At 34.2% G+C, this 26168-nt stretch carries 17 protein-coding genes, 2 tRNA genes and 1 pseudogene; 10 read left to right on the top strand and 10 right to left on the bottom strand.

Annotated elements, in window-relative coordinates; translation table 11 throughout:
• The first annotated feature begins 2 nt into the window (after positions 1–2).
• Positions 3–2801, top strand: a complete 2799-nt coding sequence (rbbA, locus tag GYM74_RS06285) for a ribosome-associated ATPase/putative transporter RbbA (protein ID WP_220217374.1) — start codon at positions 3–5, stop codon at positions 2799–2801.
• A gap of 5 nt (positions 2802–2806) precedes the next feature.
• Positions 2807–3937 carry an ABC transporter permease gene (locus GYM74_RS06280; RefSeq protein WP_220217373.1) on the top strand — a complete coding sequence of 377 codons (1131 nt, stop codon included), beginning with the start codon at positions 2807–2809 and terminating at the stop codon, positions 3935–3937.
• 185 nt (positions 3938–4122) lie between these two features.
• Here GYM74_RS06280 and GYM74_RS06275 read toward each other — a convergent pair whose 3' ends face one another.
• Both GYM74_RS06275 and GYM74_RS06270 read right to left on the bottom strand, forming a co-directional pair.
• Positions 4123–5388 carry a Y-family DNA polymerase gene (locus tag GYM74_RS06275; RefSeq protein WP_220217372.1) on the bottom strand — a complete coding sequence of 422 codons (1266 nt, stop codon included), beginning with the start codon at positions 5386–5388 and terminating at the stop codon, positions 4123–4125.
• Complete coding sequence (locus GYM74_RS06270) at positions 5388–5831, bottom strand: LexA family transcriptional regulator (RefSeq protein ID WP_220217371.1); 444 nt, start codon at positions 5829–5831, stop codon at positions 5388–5390. The genes GYM74_RS06275 and GYM74_RS06270 overlap by 1 nt, the downstream gene beginning before the upstream one ends.
• 494 nt (positions 5832–6325) lie before the next feature.
• Here GYM74_RS06270 and GYM74_RS06265 point away from each other — a divergent pair, with 494 nt between their 5' ends.
• Together GYM74_RS06265 and GYM74_RS06260 are read left to right on the top strand one after the other, a co-directional pair.
• Positions 6326–6754: a hypothetical protein gene (locus GYM74_RS06265; protein WP_220217370.1), complete on the top strand. Its 429-nt coding sequence runs from the start codon at positions 6326–6328 to the stop codon at positions 6752–6754.
• 248 nt (positions 6755–7002) lie between these two features.
• Positions 7003–9345 carry a TonB-dependent hemoglobin/transferrin/lactoferrin family receptor gene (locus GYM74_RS06260; RefSeq protein WP_220217369.1) on the top strand — a complete coding sequence of 781 codons (2343 nt, stop codon included), beginning with the start codon at positions 7003–7005 and terminating at the stop codon, positions 9343–9345.
• 124 nt (positions 9346–9469) lie between these two features.
• Here GYM74_RS06260 and GYM74_RS06255 read toward each other — a convergent pair whose 3' ends face one another.
• Positions 9470–11383 (bottom strand): hypothetical protein, encoded by a 1914-nt coding sequence (locus GYM74_RS06255; RefSeq protein WP_220217368.1) that lies wholly within the window; start codon positions 11381–11383, stop codon positions 9470–9472.
• A 725-nt stretch (positions 11384–12108) separates the two neighbouring features.
• Here GYM74_RS06255 and GYM74_RS06250 point away from each other — a divergent pair.
• From GYM74_RS06250 to GYM74_RS06240, 3 genes and pseudogenes are all read left to right on the top strand, one after another.
• Positions 12109–13632 (top strand): tannase/feruloyl esterase family alpha/beta hydrolase, encoded by a 1524-nt coding sequence (locus tag GYM74_RS06250; protein WP_220217367.1) that lies wholly within the window; start codon positions 12109–12111, stop codon positions 13630–13632.
• A 327-nt stretch (positions 13633–13959) separates the two neighbouring features.
• Positions 13960–14469 carry a ClbS/DfsB family four-helix bundle protein gene (locus tag GYM74_RS06245; RefSeq protein WP_220217366.1) on the top strand — a complete coding sequence of 170 codons (510 nt, stop codon included), beginning with the start codon at positions 13960–13962 and terminating at the stop codon, positions 14467–14469.
• A gap of 157 nt (positions 14470–14626) precedes the next feature.
• Positions 14627–14857: pseudogene (locus GYM74_RS06240) on the top strand (aldo/keto reductase); the annotation flags it as partial.
• Between the two features lie 17 nt (positions 14858–14874).
• Here the strand turns inward: GYM74_RS06240 and GYM74_RS06235 are convergent.
• Positions 14875–15834 carry a YafY family protein gene (locus GYM74_RS06235; RefSeq protein WP_220217364.1) on the bottom strand — a complete coding sequence of 320 codons (960 nt, stop codon included), beginning with the start codon at positions 15832–15834 and terminating at the stop codon, positions 14875–14877.
• A gap of 126 nt (positions 15835–15960) precedes the next feature.
• On the opposite strand from GYM74_RS06235, the gene GYM74_RS06230 reads away from it, so the two are divergent.
• Both GYM74_RS06230 and GYM74_RS06225 read left to right on the top strand, forming a co-directional pair.
• Positions 15961–16341, top strand: a complete 381-nt coding sequence (locus GYM74_RS06230) for a VOC family protein (RefSeq protein WP_220217363.1) — start codon at positions 15961–15963, stop codon at positions 16339–16341.
• A 242-nt stretch (positions 16342–16583) separates the two neighbouring features.
• Complete coding sequence (locus GYM74_RS06225) at positions 16584–16823, top strand: hypothetical protein (protein WP_220217362.1); 240 nt, start codon at positions 16584–16586, stop codon at positions 16821–16823.
• 340 nt (positions 16824–17163) lie between these two features.
• Here the strand turns inward: GYM74_RS06225 and GYM74_RS06220 are convergent, their stop codons facing one another.
• Positions 17164–20688 carry an AAA domain-containing protein gene (locus tag GYM74_RS06220; protein WP_220217361.1) on the bottom strand — a complete coding sequence of 1175 codons (3525 nt, stop codon included), beginning with the start codon at positions 20686–20688 and terminating at the stop codon, positions 17164–17166.
• Positions 20689–21309: 621 nt separating this feature from the next.
• Here GYM74_RS06220 and GYM74_RS06215 point away from each other — a divergent pair.
• Entirely contained in the window at positions 21310–21876 is a 567-nt protein-coding gene (locus tag GYM74_RS06215; RefSeq protein WP_220217360.1) for a hypothetical protein, read from the top strand.
• A gap of 710 nt (positions 21877–22586) precedes the next feature.
• On the opposite strand, the gene GYM74_RS06210 is transcribed toward GYM74_RS06215, so the two are convergent.
• The 5 genes from GYM74_RS06210 to artM all read right to left on the bottom strand — a co-directional run bounded on the left by GYM74_RS06210 (position 22587) and on the right by artM (position 26168).
• Positions 22587–22662: transfer RNA gene (locus tag GYM74_RS06210), tRNA-Gly, on the bottom strand.
• Between the two features lie 19 nt (positions 22663–22681).
• Positions 22682–22769, bottom strand: a tRNA-Leu gene (locus GYM74_RS06205).
• A gap of 221 nt (positions 22770–22990) precedes the next feature.
• On the bottom strand, positions 22991–23545 hold the full coding sequence (gene pgsA / locus GYM74_RS06200; protein ID WP_220217359.1) for a CDP-diacylglycerol--glycerol-3-phosphate 3-phosphatidyltransferase: 555 nt from the start codon (positions 23543–23545) through the stop codon (positions 22991–22993).
• A 108-nt stretch (positions 23546–23653) separates the two neighbouring features.
• Entirely contained in the window at positions 23654–25489 is a 1836-nt protein-coding gene (uvrC, locus tag GYM74_RS06195; protein WP_220217358.1) for an excinuclease ABC subunit UvrC, read from the bottom strand.
• Position 25490: 1 nt separating this feature from the next.
• Positions 25491–26168, bottom strand: coding sequence for an arginine ABC transporter permease ArtM (gene artM / locus GYM74_RS06190; RefSeq protein ID WP_220217357.1), 678 nt, complete (start codon positions 26166–26168; stop codon positions 25491–25493).

Raw genomic sequence — 26168 nt, 5'->3', positions numbered from 1 at the left:
TTATGTCAGAATCAGACAAACAGGATTTAGTGAACTCCACAGAAACTAGCTCCGATGATGATGCTGTCGTCAAAATCAGCGATGTTAGTTTGCATTATAAGAAAAACTGTGCGTTATCCAATATTAATTTAGCTATTCCACCTCGATGCATGGTTGGATTAATTGGTCCTGATGGTGTTGGTAAATCTAGCTTACTTTCACTCATTGCAGGTGCTCACGTTATTCAAGAAGGATTAGTCTATGTTTTAGAAGGTGATATGCGTGACAAAAACCATCGTAAATCGGTTTGTACTCGTATCGCCTACATGCCACAAGGGCTTGGAAAAAATCTTTACCCCACCTTATCTGTTGAAGAAAATCTTCAATTTTTTGCCCGCCTGTTTGGCAATGATGCAGCAGAGCGACGCCGTCGTATTGATGAGTTAACACGAAGTACCGGATTATATCCTTTTTTATCGAGACCTGCTGGCCGTTTATCTGGTGGTATGAAGCAAAAAGTCAGTTTATGCTCTGCTTTAATTCACGATCCGGATTTGTTAATTTTAGACGAGCCAACCACCGGTGTTGATCCACTTTCAAGAGCGCAATTTTGGCAATTAATCAATAAAATTCGCAAACAAAGACCGCAGATGAGTGTCATTGTTGCAACGGCTTATATGGATGAAGCACAAAACTTTGATTGGCTGGTTGCTATGTATGGGGGAAAAATCTTAGAAACCGGCACGCCTAAATCATTATTAGCTAAAACCGGTAAAGATAATTTAGATGATGCGTTTATTCAGCTAATGCCTGAAAGTGCCAGACAAGGTTATCAAGCGGTTGAAATTCCACCATTAGATCTAAATAAAGATTTGCAAATAGCTATTGAAGCTAAAGGATTGACTAAACAATTTGGCGATTTTATAGCTGTAGATCACGTTAATTTTTCTATTAAGCAAGGTGAGATATTTGGTTTTTTAGGCTCAAATGGTTGTGGAAAATCAACGACAATGAAAATGCTGACCGGGTTATTGCCCATTTCATCGGGTGAAGCATGGTTATTTGGTAAACCTGTAGATGCCAGTGATATTAATGTCAGACGACATCTTGGCTATATGTCGCAAGCTTTTTCTTTATACAGCGAATTAACTGTCGAGCAAAACCTTGTTTTACATGCTCGCTTGTACGGTATCAATGAAAGTAAAATTCCTGCACGCGTACAAGAACTACTTAAACGTTTTGGTTTAGTGCAAGAAGCGCAATATCTACCCGATAGTTTGCCTTTAGGTGTCAAGCAGCGATTATCTTTAGCCGTTGCGGTAGTGCATAATCCAGAAATTCTTATTCTTGACGAGCCCACTTCCGGTGTTGACCCTATAGCACGTGATGACTTTTGGCGTTTGATCATTGAACTTTCTCGCAAAGATAAAGTTACCGTTTTTATAACCACACACTTTATGAATGAAGCAGCAAGATGTGATCGCATCTCATTAATGCATGCCGGTAAAGTGCTAGCCAGTGATACGCCAGATAATATTATTGCTGCTAAAGGGGCAAAAACGCTAGAAGAAGCTTTTATAAACTACTTAATCGATGCAGGCGCGGACGATAATCATACTGAAGAAAATTCAACCACAGCCGAGAAATCTTCGCCAGAAAATCAAACACAAAAAACGCAAAACCCGCATTTTAGTGGCTTTAGTTTAACACGGATGATTGGGTGTTTATGGCGAGAAACGCTTGAATTATCGCGCGATCCCTTGCGAGCTCTATTGGCTTTGTTAGGTTCGGCTATCTTAATGTTAGTCATGGGGTACGGTATTACAATGGATGTTGAAGATCTACGTTTTGCTGTTCTTGATCGTGATCAAACAGTGGTTAGCCAAAATTACACGCTTAACTTATCGGGTTCTAAGCGATATTTTATTGAAAGGCCGCCGCTGACTAATTATGACGACATGGATGCACGATTACGTAGTAATGATATTGCGCTGGCGATCGAAATTCCCCCTAATTTTGGACGAGATATACAACGTGGTGATCCGGTTGATATTGCTGTATGGATTGACGGCGCTATGCCACTACGAGCTGAAACGATTAAAGGTTATGTTCAAGGCATGCATCTTGCGTGGTTAAGCCAAAAAGTGAAAGAAACCACCGGAAGTGATTCAACTAGTTTGGCCAATATTGAAACTCGATATCGTTATAATCCTGATATCAAAAGTTTGCAATCAATGGTGCCAGCCGTTATTCCTATATTACTTCTTATGATCCCTTCAATGCTTGCAGCATTATCTGTTGTTCGTGAAAAAGAGATGGGATCTATTATTAATCTCTACGTGACGCCAGTGACAAGAGCAGAGTTTTTATTAGGTAAACAGGTACCATACATTATCATTTCGATGTTGAGTTTTCTGTTACTACTTTTTATGGCTATCACTATTTTTGGTGTGCCGATAAAAGGAAGTCTCTTTACTTTATGCCTTGCGGCTTTTGCATATTGTATCATTTCAACAGGACTAGGCTTACTTGCTTCAACCGTCACTCGTAGCCAAATCGCCGTTATCTTTTTGACCTGTGTAGGCACAATGTTACCAGCAATTCAATTTTCAGGATTACTTAACCCGGTTGCTTCTTTAGAAGGAAGTGGTCGTTATATTGGTGAAGTTTATCCAACCACGCATATGTTAATTATTGCCAGAGGCGTATTTAACAAAGCACTAGGGCTTATTGATTTGCACCATTCTATTTTGGCTTTAATCATCACAATTCCAATTGTGCTTGGTGCCAGTATTTTGCTTCTTAAAAAACAGGATGGATAGATATTATGCAAAGTTTAATTAATATTTATCGTTTAGGTATTAAAGAGCTTTGGGGACTACTACGTGATCCTATCATGCTGTTGCTCATTGCTTATTGTTTTACCTTTGATATCTATATTGCTGCTACCGCAACATCAGATTCATTACATCACGCCTCAATAGCTGTTGTCGATGAAGATGATTCGCCATTATCAAGACAAATTACTGCCGCTTTTTATCCACCGATGTTTAACAAACCTGTTAAGTTATATTCCATGGATGAAGTGGATCGTGGAATGGATACTGATAGTTACACTTTTGCGTTAAATATTCCACCTAATTTCCAACGTGATGTTCTAAATAATCAAAGCCCTGAAATTCAACTCAATATTGATGCAACGAGAATGGGGCAGGCTTTTGTTGGAAATGGTTATATTACTCAAATTATTACTGGTGAAGTTACACAATACGTTAATCGTTATAGTCAAGCAACTAATTTACCTGTTAATATTCAAGTTCATACAGCTTTTAACCCCAATTTAAGCCGATCTTGGTTCGGTTCTGTTATGGAAATTATCAATATTGTCACAACGTTATCGATTATTCTTACCGGTGCGGCTTTAATGCGAGAGCGAGAGCATGGCACAATTGATCATCTTCTTTCCATGCCGGTGACGCCATTTGAAATCATGATCTCTAAAGTTTGGTCAATGGGGTTAGTCGTCTTGATATCAACATGGGTAGCTTTGCTGTTAGTTGTGCACAGTTGGCTAAATGTACCAATTGCTGGCTCGATTACGTTGTTTCTTGTCGGGGCGGCACTGCATTTATTTGTGACAACGTCACTTGGAATATTTATGGCAACGGTTGCTAAATCAACAGCTCAATTTGCGATGTTACTTATTTTGATATTGCTGCCACTGCAAATGTTATCTGGCGGTAGTACACCAAGAGAAAGTATGCCTGAAATCGTTCAAAATATTATGATGTTTGCCCCTACCACTCATTTTGTCGAATTAGGGCAGGCAATATTGTATCGAGGAGCTGGTCTAAATGTCGTTTGGACTTCTTTTGCATGGTTATTGGCAATTGGGACAGTTTTCTTTTTATTTGCTTTAAAACGTTTTCGTAACTCTATTGTTAATATGGGATCCTAAAAGCGTTGATATAAATGTAAACCAACAATCCGGTATTGTTGTTATTATTGCGCCATTATGAAATGCTGATTTACCTTTATGATTTGAAAATGCCTATAGTGAACTAGAAACATCAGCCAAAATTATTTGGCGCATTGCCATAATCGAGTTATTTGTAGAATATGTTAAGATTGTTTAGGAAAATATTATCTCACTAATGGTAATTCGTTCCAACGAGTAGTATAACGTTTACTTAATAGCTCTCGTTTAATTTGCCATGGTGCTGCTTTTCTGGTTCCACCTAATGAAATGGTATTTTTCCCCATTTTTTGATTTATCAGATCAATTGTTTTCATTAACTGATCATTCTTATGTTGTAAAGTTATTGATTGTTCAGTAATAAATAAATCAGACTGACAATAGTTATCTTTCGCCTTTAGATCAAGTAACATCACGCCAGATTTCATAAACATAAATCCCTTTTTATAAATTGTTTGTAACCCTTTTTGTGCTGCACGAATAATTAATCTTGAATCGTCAGTTGGCGAACTAAGCGGTACAACTATCGATGGATTATATTGAGCTAAATCCTGACGAAAGTGGTTTGTTTTTAAAAAAACAAGTACAGCATTTGCGATTGATTTTTGTTGCCTTAGTTTTTCTGCCCCTCGGCTTGCATGAATACGAATAGCTTCCTGTAAATCAAATAATTCGCCAGTTAATTGACCAAAACTACGAGATGTCATAATGTTTTTTTTCGGGGTAGAAAGATCATCCAATTCTATACAGCTTATTCCATTTAGTTCAAGTATTGTGCGTTCAAGTACGACTGAAAATTGTTGCTTAATTTGTTTTAAGTTAGCACGACGAAGATCTAACGCAGTAGTAATACCTAGGTTTTGCAATTTTTGAGCAATACGCCTACCAACTCCCCAAATTTCATCAATAGGAAATGTTTTTAATATATTATCCAGTAAGTTGGGATCATCAGGAAGACAATAAACGCCTTGATGAATGGGTTGTTTTTTAGCAATATGATTTGCTAACTTTGCTAAAGTATGGGTATGACCAATACCGATACTCACTGGAATGCCTGTATCACGCTTTACAACTGCTCTTAAGTTTTTGCAATGTGTTGTGACATTTGTAAATCCGGTTAATTGAATAAACGCTTCATCAATAGAGTAGGGTTCAATATCAGCAGTATAATGACGAACTGTATCAAATACACGCTCACTCATATCACCATAAAGTTCATAATTAGAACTCAATAATTTAATTTTTCTTCTAATTTTGGGTTCAATTTTGTAAGCTGGCATTCCCATTGGCACTAAAGGTTTGAGCTCATTAGAACGAGCGATAACACATCCATCATTATTGGATAAGATACCAATGGGTTTTCCTTCTAATTTTGGGTTAAAAACACGTTCACACGAAGCATAAAAATTATTACAGTCAATTAATCCTATCATCAATGGCCTCGTTTTCGTAACGAATGAATGGTATGTATTACCACTCCCCAAATGTGGACATCTTTACCGGTTAGTGAGATAGGAGGATACAGTTTATTGCCGGATAATAAGTAGTATTGTTCTTCAATTATACTTAAGCATTTACAGGTTAATTCACCGTCAACAGCAGCAACAACTATATCGTCTATTTTGGGTTCTAAAGATCTGTCGACAACTAATAGATCTCCACTGTAAATACCATAATCAATCATTGAGTCACCTACAGCTTTAATATAATAAGTCGCACTAGGATGTTTAACTAAATGCTGCGTCAAATCAAGCTTGGTTTCCAAATAGTCATCGGCCGGTGAAGGAAATCCTGCTCTAACCGGTGTATCAACTAAAGGTAAATAGTTTTTGATTGAATTATCTACAATCCCTAATACTACACAATATTTATTCAAGAAAATTCTCCTAAAAACAACACGAAATTCATCAAATATTTTTATATCTGCTGATATCATGTATAAATATACAGTATTTGTTGTCTGATTCAATAAAAAGAGTGTAAAAAAAAAGAAATCCAAAATAATTACTGTTTAGTAAGTTTTTTTCCTTATTAATAAATTTTGTTATATGCTGTAGATTATAAAAAAATATATTGCTTAAAATCTAAACGCCAAATAACTTAGATAAGCTTTATTACTTAAAATTTTCTGCTGTATAGCTAAACTTTTATTATGATGATAAACAAAAAGGGTAAATAGGGATTGTTACTTAGAAATGATGATTTTTAGTGCCTATTTGATTTGAAAAAAGTTAAAATATATCCCAAATAAAAAATAAATTAATTGAGAAATATATCGGTTTACGGTCTAACGTAAAAAGTAATGCACTGCTGTCTATTCGTTTTTTAGGTTCTATACTTTTTTAATTCATTAACAAAAGGAATAATACCATGAAAAGATTTTTGAGATTAGCATTATTGTTTTCTTGGATTTTTACCATTTCTTATGCTTATAGTGCTCAATTGCCACCTGTTGCTAATATTACAAAAGGGTTAGCTGATAGTGCTAAAAATTCACTATTAGGTCCTAAGGAAAAATTCCCGGTTAAAGTCGAAGGCGGCTATGAAGTGGCTAATATTTTTTCTTATCTCAATTATGTTATTTTTGAATATAATATGCCAACAGATAGTCAAAGTATGTCTATTAGCGATTTTTCAGAAAATATTCGACAAGGTCTTAGTGACCAATTTTGTGATAAGCCAGATGTGATTGACGCATTAAGATTATATGATATTCGTTTTTTATTTCGCTTCAAATTTACCGATAATCGCAATATACCTTCCACGTTATCAATTGATGAAATTTGTGACAATAAATAGATTGGAGCAGATTAAAAATCCAAAAAATAGATATCGCCCTCATGTTAAACAGAGGGCTTTTTTATGTTCAGCGTATTTTTTAAATTTATCGAAGATATAAATTAATTTCAAATTTTGCTATTTATTTATACCCAAAAAACCTATACTTCCTAATCCTCATATGATAATGATTATCATTATTATTTGTGTGGGTAATATTAATTTAGTTGTGTTTATTTAATAACTATGCTTTTTAAAAGGAACTAAGTATGGGATATAAGAAAATAAGTATACTGTTACTCTGTATGAGTTTTTCTCTTCAAGCAGAATCTTCAACTGGTGAGAATATTTCATCAGAAAACAAAGATGAGCAAGAATTACAGACAAAAAGGAATAAAAGTAACGTAAATAGTGAAGATATCGATGATGTTATTACCGTTATAGCAAGATCAAACTCACAAGATCAATTGAAAAAAATTAATAGCGTTATTGCGGGGCGATCAACACTTACATCAGGTTTGATAGATCAAAAACAAGCAGATAATGTAGCTGAATTACTCAATACATTACCAGGCGTGAGCGCCGCCGGTTCGGTTAGACCCGGTGGACAGACGTTAAATATTTGGGGATTTGGTAAAGTAGAAGATGTAAAAATTATTGTTGATGGCGCACAAAAAGGTTTCCAAAAATACCAACAAGGCTCGGTTTTTGTTGAACCGGAATTGCTTAAACGGATTGAAGTGAATAAAGGCCCGCATGATGTCAAATTTGGTAATGGTGGATTTGGTGGGGTAGTAACTATGGAAACTAAAGATGCGATTGATTTACTCGATCCTGATAAATATGTTGGTGCTTTAGTTAAATATAGTTTCCATTCAAATAATCATCAAAATATGGTAACAACTGCTGTTTACGGTAGAACAAAAGATGATATGTTTGATGGACTGTTTTACTACACTAACCGCGATAGTGGCAATTTTAAAAGACCGGATGGTTCTCGATTTGTATTCTCAGAAGATGATATGGACACCTATATGGGGAAATTAAATTTTAGACCTAATGAAGAGCATACGTTCACGATATCCGGTATCCGCTCAAAACGAGATTCATGGCAGCCATGGGCAGCAAAATATGTCGAAAAGATGACGCCGCCAACACCTGCTCAAATTAAAAAATATGGATATAAAGCAGCTTGGCTAAGAAAATTAGTCAAACGTGATCAAACAGATGAATCAGCGCAATTTAAATGGAACTATCAACCAACTTATAATCCATTAGTCGATTTTACCTTACGTGCCACATATTCAAAAACAAAGCAACATGACACGAGGCCAGCCAAATATAATCCGGTTTCTTCTTTAGGTACCATGGGCAATGAGAGTTGGGTCAGTTACACTGATAAAACCGTTGAGCTTGAAAATAACAGTATTTTTACTACAGGGCCAATTGATAATGTTCTAAAAATTGGTGCGCAAGTGCATTTGCATGATCGTGATACGTTGATGTATTACAAAAATTATGAGAAAAAACCAAATTATAATCATGGTTATTTCCAACCTGCTTATATGCCTTCCGGAAAACAACAAAATTATAGTTTTTATCTACAAGATGAATTATCGATTAGCAATTTTGTCTTAACGCCAAGCCTTCGATACGATTATGTTCGTAATCACGGTAAGAAAAATTATGCATCAGCTTATAATGATCCGGATACTCGTTATGGACATAATTATTCGCCTGTTACCTATGCCGGTTGGACACCTAGACTGGGTTCATATTGGCAAGCGACAGAAAATATCGGATTTTTCGGTGATATCAGCTATGCATGGCAAGCACCGACTATTGATGAAACTTATGAGGTTCAATTCACACCTAAAAATGGTGGTAGTGGTAAAATCTCTGCAACCAGTCGCAATTTAAAAAAAGAGCGTGATTTGTCGATTCGAGTGGGAAATATCCTCGATTTCAATAATCTAATGTTAGACGATGATAAATTACAAGTTCGAAGCACTTTATTTAGACAGCGTGTTACTAACGAAATTTTTGTTACTCGAGGTTTTAATGGCTCTATTTGTGGACCCGGTAAATCGTGTCCGGTTGGTCAATCTAATTATCGAAATCTGCCCGGAAAGTTAGTGGTAAACGGATTTGAACTAGAAACCTTTTATGATAGTAAATATTGGTTTGCCAGTGCAACTTATTCCATCCAAAAAGGAGAGCGAGACACCGCGCCACAAGCTCCATGGATGCATAACAAAACTTATGTTGCGACAATTTCACCTCGTACAGCAACTTTAACTACTGGTTTTAAAATTCCTCAATGGAATTTAAGAGCAGGTTGGAATGCTCAATTTGTCAGAAAACAAGATCGAACAGGGTCAGAAGATAGAAATCATGATGGACTTGCTGATCTTGGCGCGTATGGTTTAGGTCGTTCATCAGGTTATTCATTACATAATTTATTTGCAACCTGGCAGCCAACATTTTTACCAAAAGCTGAAGTTAAACTGGCCGTTGATAATATCTTTAACAAAGATTATCGACTATATTTAGGTGAAAATACTTATGGTTTAGCACGCAACTTTAAAGCAAGTTTTTCATATAAATTTTAATACTTATCAAACGTTAAACAGTTAATTGATAAGTTCAAAATAGGTGAAAAAAGAGTTGCAAGATAGCAAGTGAAAGAAAGAAGTATTGATGCCTTGTTTATACTAAATAAGGCATCATTTAAAATTACTGCGGAGTTAAAGACATAATAACTGTTTCAAAAGGATCGAGTGTAATCATTGCTGATTTTTCAATTGATGTCGGCTTTTGAGCATAAGATTGACTATGATAATCAATGCTAATTTTGAAGGTCTGACCGGCATTTTCGGGTAACTCTAAATCATTTTGTAAATCAAGGTAATAAACTTGTTGTTTATCTGAAGGATTGCGTAATGTGATAATCGATTTATCCGGTGTCCAACCAGCCCAGCCATATACGCCTAGTTTTGTAGGATCTTTTCCAATCCAATGAGTGTCAAATAAAACCTTTTGATTATCTCTCGACCATTGTGCGGCAGCGGCAAGCGTATCCCAATCTTGAGCACTTAATAGTTCCGGTGTGATATACAACTCTTGTAATTGCGTTCCGGTACCAAAATAACTCCAAACTTGATCGGCGAAATCATTAGCACTTTCCTGTTGTAAATGTTTAGCCTGTTTAGCATAAACAATACCGTGTAACATTAATGAATTTAAAGGAAATAATGGACCTTTCAATACTATTGATCGGTAAGTTTCTGCATCACGATAAGTTAACCACTGTTGTACTTTACTACCCGGACCATAATAGTTTACATCATCGCCGCCTCGCCAAATTGAATCGGCATAAAACAGCCAAGAAGGTGTCGCTTGAGTACCGGTCGTTAGATTAATATATAAATTATGATTAGCTTCACGCATATCTTTAATTAAATGAATCGCAGCATCGAAATCACTGGTAAATTGACTGCCTTTAATTACTTTATCGGCATTACCAGTACCATCAAGTTTGAACATGGTAATATTTTGATTATTGATTAATTCTAAAATACGTTTATGGAAATTCGCATAATACTTTGGACCAGATAGTGCTAATTTACCGTCCATTGTCTCATAACCAAAAGTTGCAGCATTAGCGACTCGAGTATCACGTGGTTTATTATATCCGCCCCATGGTGATAACCAAATGCCAAGTGAGGCGTGATATTTTTCTGATGCTACCTTTAACTTTTTAAACTCATCAGGAAAATTATCACCAAAGCCCCAGTTACTCTTCAAGTTATCCCATCCATCATCAAACAGATAACCATCTAGTTTAACATGACGTTTTTCAACTAATTCTTGACCATATTGATCAATACGTAATAGGGCTTCTTTTTCAGTATAAGGGTTGAAAAATCCAATATCTAGCCACGAATTATAGTGTAGATAAGGTTGGTAAGGGCGCTCTCTAACATTATTAATAAATTGATTTATATTACGTCTTAACTGACCATTTTCATAAGTACCAATATAAGTTTTATAACTTAGAGTATGGTTGGCTTGTAGCGGGATTGCTTGAGGAATTTTTTGCGAAACACCACCTTCGTAAGCCACAGTATTGGTTAATGGATTTTCAGGAATGATAAAAAAGGTGTCGCTAATTATTGGAGAGCTAACCACAGAACCATAAACAAAAGGGGCTTGAGAATGAAATGGCATCAATGAAATAGATGTCATTGAAAGCGCATCTTTTTTAGGGGTAATTTGTAATTCGTAGCTGGCAAAATGCTTGTCGTCTTGTAAATTAAGAACCGTTTCAATGGTCATATTATGGCCATTATAGTTTAAATAAATACTATTATCTTTTTGCTGTAGGCTGTCTAAACTAAAGTCTTTATCCGTTAATTTCTGACCGGAATCTAATGTGATTTCAAATAATGTTTTGACATCAATTAAATCGTTGTTTTTGGGGTTAATAATTTTAAAAACAGTAATACTTTTTTTATCATCACTATTGCTAATCTTGATTTGAGTATTTTGACCAGATAATTGATAATCATCTGCGAAAGCAGAACTTATGGGCAAACATAATGAGGAAAGTAATCCCAGTTTGATCCATTTTTTTAAAGATTTTTTCATTTCAATCTCCTTAATATTAAACAAAGTTTGGTGACTTCAACTACCAAAGTTATCTGTAGTATAGGCACAGGTGCATTATGAAATTGTGATCTTTATTACAAATTATTAGGATTTTAAAAAATGGAAAAAATACTTTTGTTTAACAACAAATGAAAAATAACTATTCAGACTTTAAAAAAACAAAAAATGATTTTTATTAGAGCTAACCTATGAATTAGAGAAGATTTGGCTTATAAAAACTGAAAGAAAATGACATCAACTTACCAAATCCTGCTTTTAATATCTAGCGTGATGAAGATCACAGTTCGAAAAAATTTTGATTTTTTTTGCCCGGAATTTAATTTTATAGGTTTATTTTTTTTAGAATTGACTATAAATGCATATTTTATTGATAAAGAAAAAAGGCGATGAGCAGAGGGAAATATTTTCTCTATATCGATATTTATTTTATTAACATATCAACAAACTCACATAACATTAAATCTCTCTGTAACAGAGATTTTCCTTTTCAAACAGTTATAAACATTTAGGTTATTTGATATTCTAAATTCATAATAATAATGCGTTGACTCAATCACTGATAAATTCCCCCTTATTTCCTTCGCTAAATTAATTATTTGAAGTCGCGCATAGTTTATGCGCATTTTTATTGTCAGCAATATAGTTAAAGACTAATATGAAATCATCTTGAAAAGGTTTTTCATAAATTAGTAGGAGGATAGGGAATGATGAAATATAGTCTGTTATTTATTTCGTTATTAAGTCAAATCAGTAATATAGCTTTAGCTGTGTCACCCGATTCAATCGTTGAGCGTTGTAATGCGTTGACGGAAATGAAATTTGACAATGCTAAAGTCATAAAAAGCGAGCTTATTGAAGAGCGATTTACGCCTTTAACAAAATTAGCTGATACGCTGAGGGGCGCAGAAAATAACGTGATAACGGGGCTTCCACAGTTTTGTCGAGTGGAATTAGCCATTCAGCCGGAAATTAATATAGAAGTTTGGTTACCGACACAGTGGAATCATCGGTTACAAGCTATTGGAGGAGGCGGTTATGCAGGTTTTATTCCTTTTGATGAGTTAGCTGTAGCTGTTAAGGACGGTTATGCAACTGTTGCAACAGACACCGGACATCAAGGTAATCTTTTAGAGGGAAATTTTGTATTCAAAAATAACCAGCTACAAGCAGATGCTATTGCCGATTTCGCTTATCGTAGTGTGCATGAAATGACAATTAAAGCCAAGCAGGTTATTGAAAACTATTATGGTCAAATGCCAAGTTTTTCTTATTGGAATGGTTGTTCAACTGGCGGTCGTCAAGGGTTAATGGAAGCACAAAAATTTCCAGCTGATTACAATGGATTATATATTACCGCACCGGCCATACAATGGGATAAATTTCTTCCTTCAGAATTATGGCCACAAATTGTCATGCAAGAAGAGCTAGGGCAGCCAATTGATTCAGCGAAATTAGATAAAGTACGCCAAGCAATTATAAATTTAGCCGATGAACAAGATGGGATTAAAGACGGCATTATCGACGATCCAGCTTCGCTTGAAATAACTGATGAATTTTTAAAACAGCAGGGATTAAATAATAATGAAATTGTCGCATTAAAAAAAATTTGGCAAGGCCCAACGACTAAAACAGGACAATTTTTATGGTATGGCATAGAGCCGACTGCACAAATGGATGCTTTAGCCGGAAGTACACCTTTTCCTATTCCGGTTGATTATTTGAAATACTGGATCAACCAAAATCCTACTGTTGATTGGAAACAATTAGGTTATAAAGGATTTGAAAACTATTTTAATGACTCAGTCGATCTATATAGACCCATTATCGGTACTGATAATGCTGATTTAAGCCAATTTAAGCATTTAGGCGGAAAAATGATTATTTGGCACGGTTGGGATGATAAGTTGATACCACCGAAAGGAACAATTCATTATTACAATCGGGTATTAAAAATAATGGGCGGACAGAGTGATACAGACGAATTTTTGAAACTTTACATGGCACCAGGTGTTGATCATTGTAAAGGTGGGGAGGGTGCAGATAGAATTAATGGTTTTCAATCACTGGTAAATTGGGTCGAAAACAAACAGCCGCCAACAACACTTACAGCCCAGAAAATAGAAAAAGGTCAAATTACTTTACAACGACCATTATGCCCATATCCGCAAAAAACAGTTTATAAAGGAAAAGGAGACACCAATAATCCGACTAATTTTGAGTGTCAGTAAATACCCTAATTAGATACAATACTTAAGGTTTATTTAATATTAATCTAACAGTTGGCGATATATCAGCTTTCTGTTAGATTAGATTTTATCCTATAAAAACTCCTGCAATCATCATCACAGACGGATATAAAAATATTATGAGTCAAATCATGGTTGATTCTGATTAATGAAAAATTTTCATTAGTCCATATTGTTTTACCTACATTATCATTATTGTTTGTTGGCTTATGTTCTTCCTTAATTTGACAGTATCGGTTTACTTGATTAATGGGTAAGATACTTATAACATACAATAGCTAAGTTAATTGGGTTAACGGAGAACTAACTATGATCTATCAGGACAAAAAGCAATTATTAGATGAAATCAATAAAACGGCTGAGTTATTTATTGAAGAGTTTAAAACGGTCCCTGAAGATAAAAAAGATAATTTAGTGGATGGTGTTGATAAAACACCGGCTCAAATGATTGCTTATCAACTAGGTTGGTTAGCGTTAGTAAAGTCATGGGATGATACCGAACTCTCGGGAGAGATTCCCATTTTACCTGCCAAAGGTTACAAATGGAATCAATTAGGTGAGCTTTATCAGTCATTCTATCAAGCATATAAAGAATTATCTTTAAAAGAGCTTATACAGCACTTTGAACAAGCGGTCGATATTTGGACTGGCTGGATTGGTTCATTGTCGGAGGAGACACTATTTATAAAAGATAGCCGGAATTGGACTAAGCCTTATCCTGAAAGCTGGACTGTTGCAAGATTTATTCACATCAACTCGGTTGCTCCCTTCAAAAGTTTTCGGACTAAAATCAGAAAATGGAAAAAATTAACGCAATAAGTGTGTATCTGATAAAAAATACCTACATATAGTAGGTAAATTAAAAGACATAGCCATTTTTGGTATTTGGGTAATAGAAAGATGAAAAGTTACCCTTTAGGTCCTTTAGGCTTATATAAAATCTTTACATATTAGCTCATCGCCGAGTATTAATAGTAAGACAATAGGGCAAGTGGTATTGCGTTGGTTAGCACAACGAGGCATTGCAAGCTTGGCTAAATCTGTGCGTAAAGAGCGTATAATTGAAAATCAAGATATTTGGGATTTTGAGCTTTCGGATAATGATATGCAACAAATAGCAGCGCTTGATACAAATACAAGTCAATTTTTTGATCATCGAGATCCGGAAAAAGTAAAATGGTTAACGAGCCGGAGATTAGATGTTTAAATTTTTAGTTATTGAGGCTAATTTGACATAAATGGATTGACAGTTTCTTTGTAAGATTTAACTAATGTTTCCGCTCGTTCAATGAGTTTTTGACGTATATGCTCAGGCTCTAAACAAATACATTTATGACCTAAGCCTAGTAAAATGCCATAACTGTAGTCATCATCAATAAAGTTAAAATCTACAAGATACTGTTGTCCATTTAATTTCTTAATATCTTTTTCATCACAAAAATCTAAAATACGTTCCAAAAGCGATTCATCTATTAGCAATTTTATTTTAAAAATCTTTTTTTTCATATCCGCTTGGAATAAAGAGAATGCTTCAGGCGTTGTCTGCTTAATAAATTTAGTGTTTGTTTTTCTAATGTTTGACATTTTTGACAATTTAAATACACGAAAGTCATTTTTAGTTAGACAAAAAGCTTGTAAATACCATTCTTTTTCCTTAAAAATAAGTTTATATGGCTCAATTAAACGTGAGGCTTGTTTATTCCTAACACTTAAATAATCAAACGATAAAAGCATTTGCTCTTTCAGTGCCAGTCTTATAATAGATATTTTGTTATCAATATTTTGTTTGGAAAACCAAGGCGATAAATCAACAATAAGTTGATTTAAGTTATTTGTCACTTCATCAAGTTCTTGTTCTGATAAAAAACTCTTTATTTTCTCGAGTGTTCTTAAATTTTCACTTTCTTTTAAAACCGGTGAGGATAATAAGTTGAGGCCTTTTAATAAAACAATGACATCTTCTTTAGTGAATAGACCTTTACTAATTTTATAATTTTTTAAAATACTTATTCCACCGGCACTTCCTTGATAGGTAATAATGGGTATACCGGCTCCCTCAATAACTTGTATATCTCGGTAAATAGTACGCAATGATACATTTAATTTTTCTGCTAATTCTTTACCAGTTATTTTTTCTCTTTGTAGCAATACCATGATGGTAGTAATTATACGATTAATTTTCATGCTTTATGTTTGCAAAATAATTTAGATTGAATTTTAAATATGACATACAGTTGTCAGCAATGCTACATCAAAATAGAGATAACTAAAATTAATTGAACTAATTTTTATCACTAAAAGGAAAGAAAAATGTTTAAACCTAATAGCGTTATTGTTTATGTCAAAGATGTCGATGCTAGCACAGAGTTTTACACAAAAATACTAGGGCGTCCACCTGTTGAAACTTATCCTGCCTTTGCTGTATTTTTATTGAATGATGGTTTTATTTTGGGACTTCAAGAGGCCGATAAAATAACACCAAAGGCACCTAATCATTATGGGGGTTTTGAGTTGTCTTTTAGTGATGTAACAAAAAATGATGTAGATGCGATTTATTCTGCATGGAAAAAACTAAACGTTAAAATTGAACTTGAACCCCAAATGCTCGATTTCGGATACACATTTGTAGGAAATGATCCTGATGGTCATCGACTCCGTGTTTGTGCTACCGACACTTCAAAATTTGAATAAAAAATTATCTTAAGAAATTAAAACAATTGGTGCTTTAAAAAATTTATTTAAGTCATCTTAAAATGAAGCTACAATTCTAAAAAACTGATTGGCTCCACCACCAAACCTAATGGCGAGACAAGCAGCAAAAGATTAAATTGATCCTTCAAAGTTGTGGTAATGTCAGTTTTTTAGAATGGATTATGGCGCCTGATAAAAAAGACGATGCTATCAGGAGCAAGAAAATTTAACATGGTGATTATATGAGAACATTTTTATTCTTCATACAAGATGAAAAATTAGTGATTCTTGATAAAGATGAAATAGATACAAATAAATTAGACAGTAATATTTATAAAAAATTAGATATTGAGATTCAAGCTGAAAACGAAAAGGATGCCATTAAAAAACTGAAGAAAGAAAATACAGATAAATATAATGAATTAAAAGAATTTATTAGTGATGTTACATTTTCTTCGATTATTTCCTCTTTTTTACGGTAATGTTCATGGTGCGTAAGCGCATCATTCAGCAGGTAAAACTCGAGCTATTGGCGTAAGTAATTTTTAACCTGATCGATTAGCCAATTTAACTACAATCATTCCTGCTGTTAATCAGATTGGATTTAATCCATTCTAATAACAGCAAGAAGCTGTACCTATTATGCAAAGATTTACTATCAATATCTACTTTATAGAGTTTCTTTTCTTCATAGAGGCGAGCAAGATAGATTGCAAAGATTCAATATCTATTTTGCTTCCATTTGTAAATAATTCTTATATTAAAAAATATTGCCTACCACCATTGTTTTTTTATCATTGATTATCATTTCTAATGCAAATATTATTCAGTTGTTGTAAAAAAACGACTTTCAAAGCTACCCTTGAGAAGTTTAATTTCATTGACAATATTATTACTTTTACCTTGATAAACGATAGACGTTTCATGCCTTACATATTTACCTTGTCTTTGAGCGCCAAGCCAGTTAAATGAACCTACACACAGCAGATCATTGTCTTTAATCAATAATTTACTATGTACATTGTTAACATATTTAGCTTCGATACCTTTATTTTTAAACTCTGTCATAATGTTAGACAGTTCTTTTTTTAGTTCTTCTCGTTTTTCATTATTACAGTAAGAGAAATTTAGTTGTTTATCTGTATAGACAGAAACTTTGACGCCTTTTTTTACAGCTATTTCCATGATATTTAATATATTGGTGCTTTTAATAGCCGCTAATCTAACCCATGGTGAGACAATAAGTATCTCTTTTTGAGCATTTTTAATAGAATTTTGGAGAAATGCATCATGTTCTTTTACACCATTAAGAACCAGATAATCCACATTGCTTGAATTAGTTAAATCTTCCCTAGCGATATAGTTAAAAGACAATTCATTATCTTGATTGGCGAACAAGTATTTGGCTAAAATACCTCTCGGTGTTTTTAAAATGGGATCGAATATATCCATATCACCAAAGACTAGAAAGCTATCCCTTGCTCGTGAAATCGCCACATTCAACTTGCTAGGTTTCTTATCAATGAAATCGCCATTGGCATGTTTTGAATAAACAGGTGAAAAGATAATGAGCTTTCTTTCTGCTCCTTGTAGGGAGTTAATTGTGCTGACAGTTAATGAATCTTCTTCATCATCAATGTTTATACCGCATTTTGATTCCCTAATTACTCTTTTTATTTCTGCTACTTGAGCACCAAAGGGGGTAACAATACCAACAATTTTATTTATTGGCTCCTTGTATTGGTTTTCTAATATCTCTTTATTCTCTGTAAGCCATTTGGCAATGACTGTCGCTTCAAGCTTATTGATACGGCTTCCGGAACTGACCTTTTGGCAGATACCATCAATATGTAAGTAACCTAACGCAGGAAACGCTGTCTTTTCAGATGCGCTTCCCCGCATTGGTTTAAGTTTGCCTTTATAGACTAATTCATTGCAAAAAACAATGATTTCATCGTAACAGCGGCGATGCTCATACAAAAACATTCCCGGCTCCATATCTTGATCATAGTGATATTTTGAAGCTTGTTGAGCAATTCTCATCACACTACCGGAGGAGGCCGTTTTTCCTAAATGTTTCAGAAATTCATATTCTTTTTCAATATCTGCACTACAAATAACTTTAGCGCTTTGCATATTACCGATATCGACTTTAGGTGGGATTGACCAAATAGGCTCAATTTGGAATGTATCGCCAATAACCAATGCTTTTTTACTTAAAGAAAATGATGCTCCGGCCACCTCAGGTAAAACTTGCCCAGCTTCGTCCACGATTAATAAATCAGCAAAATTATATAGATAATTCTTTTTATACTCTGCTCCAATGTAGGTAAATTTAGCTGGTAACATAAAAAAGGTGGAGACAATACAAGGGGTGATCTTCATTCGCAAATGCCAACGTTTCTTAGTAGGTTTATAGCCAGTTTTTCTTTTCCACTCTTCTAAGTATGGAAGCAGTTCTTCCATATCCATTAACCAACGACCTTCCCAATAATGAGTTGTCAGTAAGAATACTTTAAAACGAATTTGAAGATCTGTAATACTGTCAACTTGGGTTAATGTTATTTCTTGGTTTTTATCAGTTATACCTAAAGGCTGTAATGCAACATTCCAATCATACAGAGACTTTTCCAACTTCAAGCAAAAATCATCTATCTCTTTTATAACTTTTTTATTTTTTTGTATTATCAGCTCCTGTGAGTCAATTTTACCTTCAACAAACAGGGAAATACTGCTTATCGTTTGCCATTGCCGTTGTGCTTGTTCGGCAGGCCATATCTTTTTAAGAAAAAGCTTGGCTTTTAATAAACGTTTTTGAGCTACTGGTGGTATCCATGAAAATAGTGAATACCATATGCTTTCATTAGCAAGATATTTCTGCCAAGATGTTTCTACATTTTGCCAGTTACTTTTTGTTTCTTGTTCAGTTTGCAACAGTTGTTCATATTTAGCTTTAGTTTGTGTTATAGGCTCACCATAAAGCTGTTGTATGGTTTGGCGTATGTTTGATAAGTTTAGCCATGAATTTTCAATTTGTTCTAATTTAGCAACTTCTATTTTTAAAATTTGGTGGAGTTTATTAATGATATCTTTGACAGAACAATCTTTTGCATTCAACTCAGGAAAAGCATTTAGAGCGCAATTGATATAGTGCTGTTTTGCCTTATCATAGTATTGATGAGTTTCAATATGATTGAAGAAAGATTCGGTCTGATATATATTTTCAACTTTATCAGCTTTACTTAGAGAAGGGTAATAGGCGCCAAAGCTATCAATGTCGGGTAACCATCTTCCTGCAAAAAATCCTTTCCCTACAGAAAAGTCTTTTCCAAAAGCATCGATGACGTTGGTAACAGCTTGATTATTGGTGGAAGCAGCTACGATGACCGGAGGTTCACTTTCATCTAATGCATGTTTTGCCCATAGTGAAGCCACTACAGAAAGTAGCATTGTTGTTTTTCCTGTTCCTGGTGGACCATTCACAGCTAAAATTTCACCATTTTCTGTATTTAATAAATGATTCAGTGCATCTCGTTGTGCATCAGCTAAAGGAAATTTATCGCCTGAATGAGCCAAACGTTTTGAAAAAAGACTATTGCTAGCTAAACAAGGTTGTTTTATGGTTGCCTGTTTTGAGGCTAATTTGCTAAAAAGAGGGATGTCATCAGTAGATTGACGTAATTGATCATATAATGAAACTATATGCATTGCTGCATTTTTGACAATATCTTTCTTGATAATGTAACCATAATTCAACAACTCAAAAGTATTATCGCTTTCAAGCCAATTTTGAGCAATGGCTTTTAGTAGTGAATCACTATGTTTTAAATAGGTATTCCAAGCAACAGCATATTTCTCATCGGTTAGTTCACAATTACCTTGCTCATCTTCTTGATAGCCAATACCAGACACAATATTGGATGTTAAATAACTATCAAGACTATCTACTGAACCTATTGAAAAGGATCCTTTTACCAGCGGCTCTAAAATGTCGCGGGATATGATAGTATGATTCCTAAGGGGATATAGTCGGCCATTTCTCGCCAACAATGCATTGGTCGCTATTGGTACAACATATTCGGGGATATCTTTTTTGGCATAAGCATGTTCAGTTCTATTTCGATAAATTCGGGGTCTTAATACAATCTCAATAGTTCTGCAATCCTTTGACTCATCTTGAAAAAGTTTTTTAGTTAACTCATCACTAATCTGACCTTTTTCCCATACAATTGAATCACATGTGATAAACTGCTCAATGTCCTTGCTATCTAAGCCACCTTTGGCAAAAACAGCATCGACTAAAGAATTTCGCCAATAACCAGCAAAAAATTGAGCATTTTTGTCCATAAATTATCCTTTTTTATCTAGCATCCATTTAAAAAACATCTACGATAGTACGTAAATTTTATTATTCATTAAATTAATAATTCTTCTATTGCTTTATTAAATTTATACATTAATTTTTTTTTAAATAGTTGAAATTACTCTTATAAATATAGCCGTTTCTCAGAATAATAGGTTGAGAATCGACTTTTTAAATCTAAAACCTTATATATTTTGCAAAAGCGCTTAATTATTACTGCTTTCGATTATCTGTTTTAGAGTGGTTTTATTTGTTGTTTTTAGACGTTTTATAGAAGACTTCAATCTAATTTTTCAGTATTTTTTGAAAATTATCCATATAAAAATGATTGTTCTATCTTCTATTATGACTTACATCATATTCACTATCAAATCTAATGTAAAGAATGCAAAAACGGTATTTTTAGTTTGATGTTATTTAGAATATGTTATTTATGATGACCCATTAGGAGAGATATTGCTACAATTTTGGCACCACTAGGTGTAACATGTGATTTGTTGTACGATTTACCTAAATCTCATCCGGCATCAGAATAGATAAAAGCGTTAAACAACGGTATCATAATTTGTTATTTGTAAGATAGCGCTTTTAATCATTTTACCGAAATGGATGAAAACATTGCAAATAAAATCCCATTTTTTAGAGAAAACTTAATTATTAATAATATGAAAAATTTAATTTTAATTTCTTGTATATGTATGTTTTTTATTGGGTGTAGTGAAAACAAGACTGCACATGAATTTACTATTAATGGTGGAATGATAACTTTAGATACTAAAAAGAACAATGAAAATATATTCAATATCGAGTTTGGAGATGATATTGTACTAAGTTGGGATAGTCTTGAAGATAATTTTATTATTGATCAATATTATATGGATCTTAAAAAAGATAAAAAAAAGATAAAAGTCCTTCTAGACAATATTACAAACAATCAATTGGTTAATGTAGAAACAAAATTAAAATCAACAAAACTTAAGAAGGGTGATTTAGCGTTTTTATATTTAATAAAACTTGATAAAATATATTATTTCGAATGCTTACAAATTCAGTTTGATGTTTTTTCTAAAAATTCTTTATATCCAGATTCTCTTGTAGATTATTTAGAAAATAATCGTAAAGAAGCTCAGAAAAAAATGAGTATATGTTTGCATAAAAAAGGCTATATCTAGATAAATTTACTTTTTTCCTTCCTTCGTGCCAATCTTACACAGGTATGACCTGCGTAGGATTCGATAACGAAGCATAGTGAGGCGTTAGTTATACGGAATTGTGCTATATGTTGTCCCAGTTTTTAGCTTATCCTGCCTGTCTGACTTGTTAAGTTTTGAGGATCAATTCCTTGTAAAAGTTTCTGCCGTATCTCAAAAACTTTAATATATACCTTTTTTGAAATTATTTTAGAATATTCAATAAAACAAATCATTTGTTGTTTTTTAGCCAATAATAACGTAAATGCCAACGACTTCAATTAGTATCGACTAATAACTAAAGACCGTTACCATCTTTAAATGTTTAAAGTTTGTTTTTTAGATTCCGTTTTCCAAATCATTAAACCGCATGAAAGGGGCGTATTAACAACTATTGTGTTGAAAATTATCATTTATCATTAAAGAGTTCAGACTGCATCAGCCATGAACTTGATGATACTATTCAATAATAAAATGATTATTACCTTAAAATAAACAACATAAACAACCCAGCAATAGATAGAGAATTATTACTGGGTAATAAAGGAACAGAACAGATACTCATACAAGTAACAATTCATTTTATCTTAAATGTATCGATATTAATAAAAACCTATACGGACAGATAAAACGTAAACCGCTCGATTTCTTAATGAATAAAAGATGTATAGAGAAGTTTTTAAACGCGATATTGGAGCGGGAAACGAGGTTCGAACTCGCGACCTCAACCTTGGCAAGGTTGCGCTCTACCAACTGAGCTATTCCCGCATAAGAGAAGTGTTTTAAATGGTGCCCGGGGCGAGACTTGAACTCGCACGGCCAAAAAGGCCGAGGGATTTTAAATCCCTTGTGTCTACCGATTTCACCACCCGGGCTCAAAACTTATTACGTAAGGTAATTCGCTTTGAATGCAGTGCATTTTACCTATCTTGAGATTTCAGTCAACATAAATTTTGGATTAATTGTTTAATTGCTCAATGTTTAGCTTATTGTTGGTTTAATATTGAGTTTTTGGGGATTGAGAAGTGTAATTTTGTGAACTTACAGAAGATAACAAAATTACACTAAAACTAACGATTATCGACTTTCCGATAAATTATTCTTCATCTAACAAATCACTTTGTGCTATCCATAAATATTGGAACATGGACAATAAAGTTAGAACTGTAGCAAAGAAAAGCGCTGCCAGCCCCGCATAGATGACAAGATCACATGGACGCCAAAGTAGCCAGGTTAGTGCGGTCATTTGGGCAATGGTCTTGATTTTACCTATCGATGAGACGGCAACGTTATTGCGTTTACCAATTTCAGCCATCCATTCACGTAAAGCGGATATAATAATTTCTCTGGAAACGATAATGATTGCCGGAATTGAGATCCACCAAGCTTGATAATATTGGGTAATGAGAACCAAAGCGATAGTGACCATAATTTTATCAGCAACAGGATCAAGAAAAGCACCAAATTTTGTCGTTTGTCCTAAACGACGAGCAAGATATCCATCTAACACATCAGTAACAGCAGCGATTAAAAATATTAATGCTGAAAAAAAACCAGACCAATCATGAGGAAAAAGGTAAAAAGCTAGCACAAAAAAAGGTATTAATATAACGCGAAACAGTGTTAAGAAAGTAGGGAAGTTGATTTTCATGTGACATAAGCTCTTTTTTTTGTTTTATTAATCAATAGAATAGCGATAATTAAAAAACAGTGATTCTTTATGATTATGTTGCCTGAAATATGTTAATTTTTCAATGTGCTATTGTTGTAAATTTAGATAAATTTTTTCAGCTAAAGATTTTGAAATACCTTGTACTTGAGCAATTTCATCAATACTTGCATTTTTCAACTCTCTTAATCCGCCAAAATGTTTAAGAAGAGCTTGTCGTCTTTTACCGCCTATGCCTTCAATATGCTCTAAAGCACTATCAGTTAGCTGCTTCACGCCTTTTTTGCGTTGCCCAACGATAGCATGATCGTGTGAAGCATTGCGAATTTGCTGGATAAGCAACAGAGCAGGGGAGTGATCATCAAGGTAATGACCTGTTCCATGTGCTTCAAAGAAAAGTGTTTCTAATCCCTCTTTGCGTTCCGCACCTTTGGCAACACCAATTAAAATAGGATGATTTTTATCCCAATTAACACTCAAGTTTTCAAAAACTTGTAATGCTTGATTGAGTTGTCCTTTTCCGCCGTCAATAAAAATGATGTCCGGAATTTTCTCTTCCGGTAAATCTTTTTTGTTATATCGACGAGTAAGAACTTGTTCCATAGCCGCATAATCATCGCCTGGCGTAATGCCGGTGATGTTATAACGGCGAAATTCCGATTTAACCGGGCCTTTATCATCAAACACAACACAAGATGCAATCGTATTTTTCCCCATAAAATGGCTGATATCAAAGCATTCCATACGCTTAATTTTTTCAATTCCTAAAAACGCTTTTAAGGCATCATATTTTTGCTTAATGGTCGAGTTTTCTAATAGTTTATTTTTCACTTCGGTTCGAGCGTTAACGGTGGCTATATTTAATAGCTTAAGATTGTCACCTTTTGGCTCATCAACCAGCTTAACTTGGTGTTCTGCGATAAGTGACAGGGTCTCTTCCATTGGCTGTTTATCAGACAATGAAAAATTAAGTAAGATCTTTTTCGGGATATTTCTATTTTGGTTACCCTGAAGATAGAATTGCCCTAAAAATGTTTCAATAACTTCTTCAAGCTCAGTGTTTGAAGGCACCTTAGGGAAATAAGAACGGTGACCAAAAGTTTGCCCGTTACGAATAAATAACACGTAAATACAAGCTAAACCCAACTCATAATGGAATCCAATCACATCGAGGTTATCATTATTATTATAAATTGCTTGTTTTTCATTTATGTGCTTAATAGCTTGTAGCTGATCACGTAACACAGCTGCTTTCTCAAAATTTAGATCACTGCTTGCCTTTTGCATATCTTCAGTAATTTTCTGCAAGATTTGCTCTGATTGCCCGGACAGGAACAGTCTGACATAGTTAACTTGTTCATTATAATCCTCATCACTGACCAATCCCGCTACACAAGGCCCAAGACAGCGTTTGATTTGATATTGCAGGCAAGGGCGAGTTCGATTTCGATAGGTCGTATTAAGGCATTGCCTTATTGGAAAGGTTTTCTGTAATAAGGCTAATATTTGTTTGACCGCATATCCACTAGGATAAGGGCCAAAAAATTCATCTTTTTTCCGATTAACTGCACCTCGATACAGCGATAGTTGTGGATGACGTTCCTTGCTTAATTTGATAAAAGGATAGCTTTTGTCATCTTTTAACAAAACATTATAACGAGGCTGATGTTTTTTAATATAAGTCTGTTCAAGCAGTAAGGCTTCGGTTTCGGTATTGGTAATAGTAAATTCAACCCGATTGATATGGCTTACTAGCATATCTGTTTTTAATGTTTTTTTACTGCTGTTAAAATAGCTTTTTAATCGGTTATTAAGATCTTTAGCTTTTCCCACATAAATAATCGTATCTTTATCATTAAACATCTGATAAATACCCGGTTTATGCGGGACTGTTTTTAGAAAAGATGTAGAATCAAATTGGCTCATATTAGTTTTCGAATGTGAGGGCTTTTTTCTCTATAATCCTCATAATGGTGCTTAAAATACCATTTATCAAGAGGTAGATTAACCCAGCGACAATAAAAATAGAGAAATCGTAATAATCTCCATTGAGCTCATTGCTGTATCCCATAATATCCATTACTGGAATCATGGAAGCTAACGCAGTGCCTTTGACCACAAAGACCACTTCATTGGAATAGGTGGAAAGTGAACGTTTTAAAGCATATGGCATAACTATTTTTAAGCTTTGTAGCTTATTCATGCCTAAGGCTTCACATGCTTGCCATTGTCCCTTAGGCACCGATTTTAGTGCACCGTAAAATATTTGGGTGGTATAAGCCGCACTATTTAAGGTTAATGCCAAATAAGCACAGAACCAAGGGGATGAGATGAATGCGTAAAAATTTGGCATTTTACTTAAAATATCACCAAATTGAGAAGGCCCGTAGTAAATTAAAAACAGTTGCACTAATAAAGGCGAACCGGTAAAGATGATAATGTAAGTTCGAATAACCTTAGTTAAAATTGACGAATTTAATGATAATAAGCAAGAAAAACAGATAGCTAAAAGTCCTGCCGATAATATCCCCAAAATTCCCAAACTCAATGTATCAGGAAGTCCTTTAAGAATAACGCTAAGATAATAGATAAAATTATCAGACAT

This window comes from Gilliamella sp. ESL0405 (assembly GCF_019469205.1).
Lineage (GTDB): Bacteria > Pseudomonadota > Gammaproteobacteria > Enterobacterales > Orbaceae > Gilliamella.
Note: the sequence above shows the minus strand (reverse complement) of the source record. Positions and strands in the feature narration are given on the sequence as shown.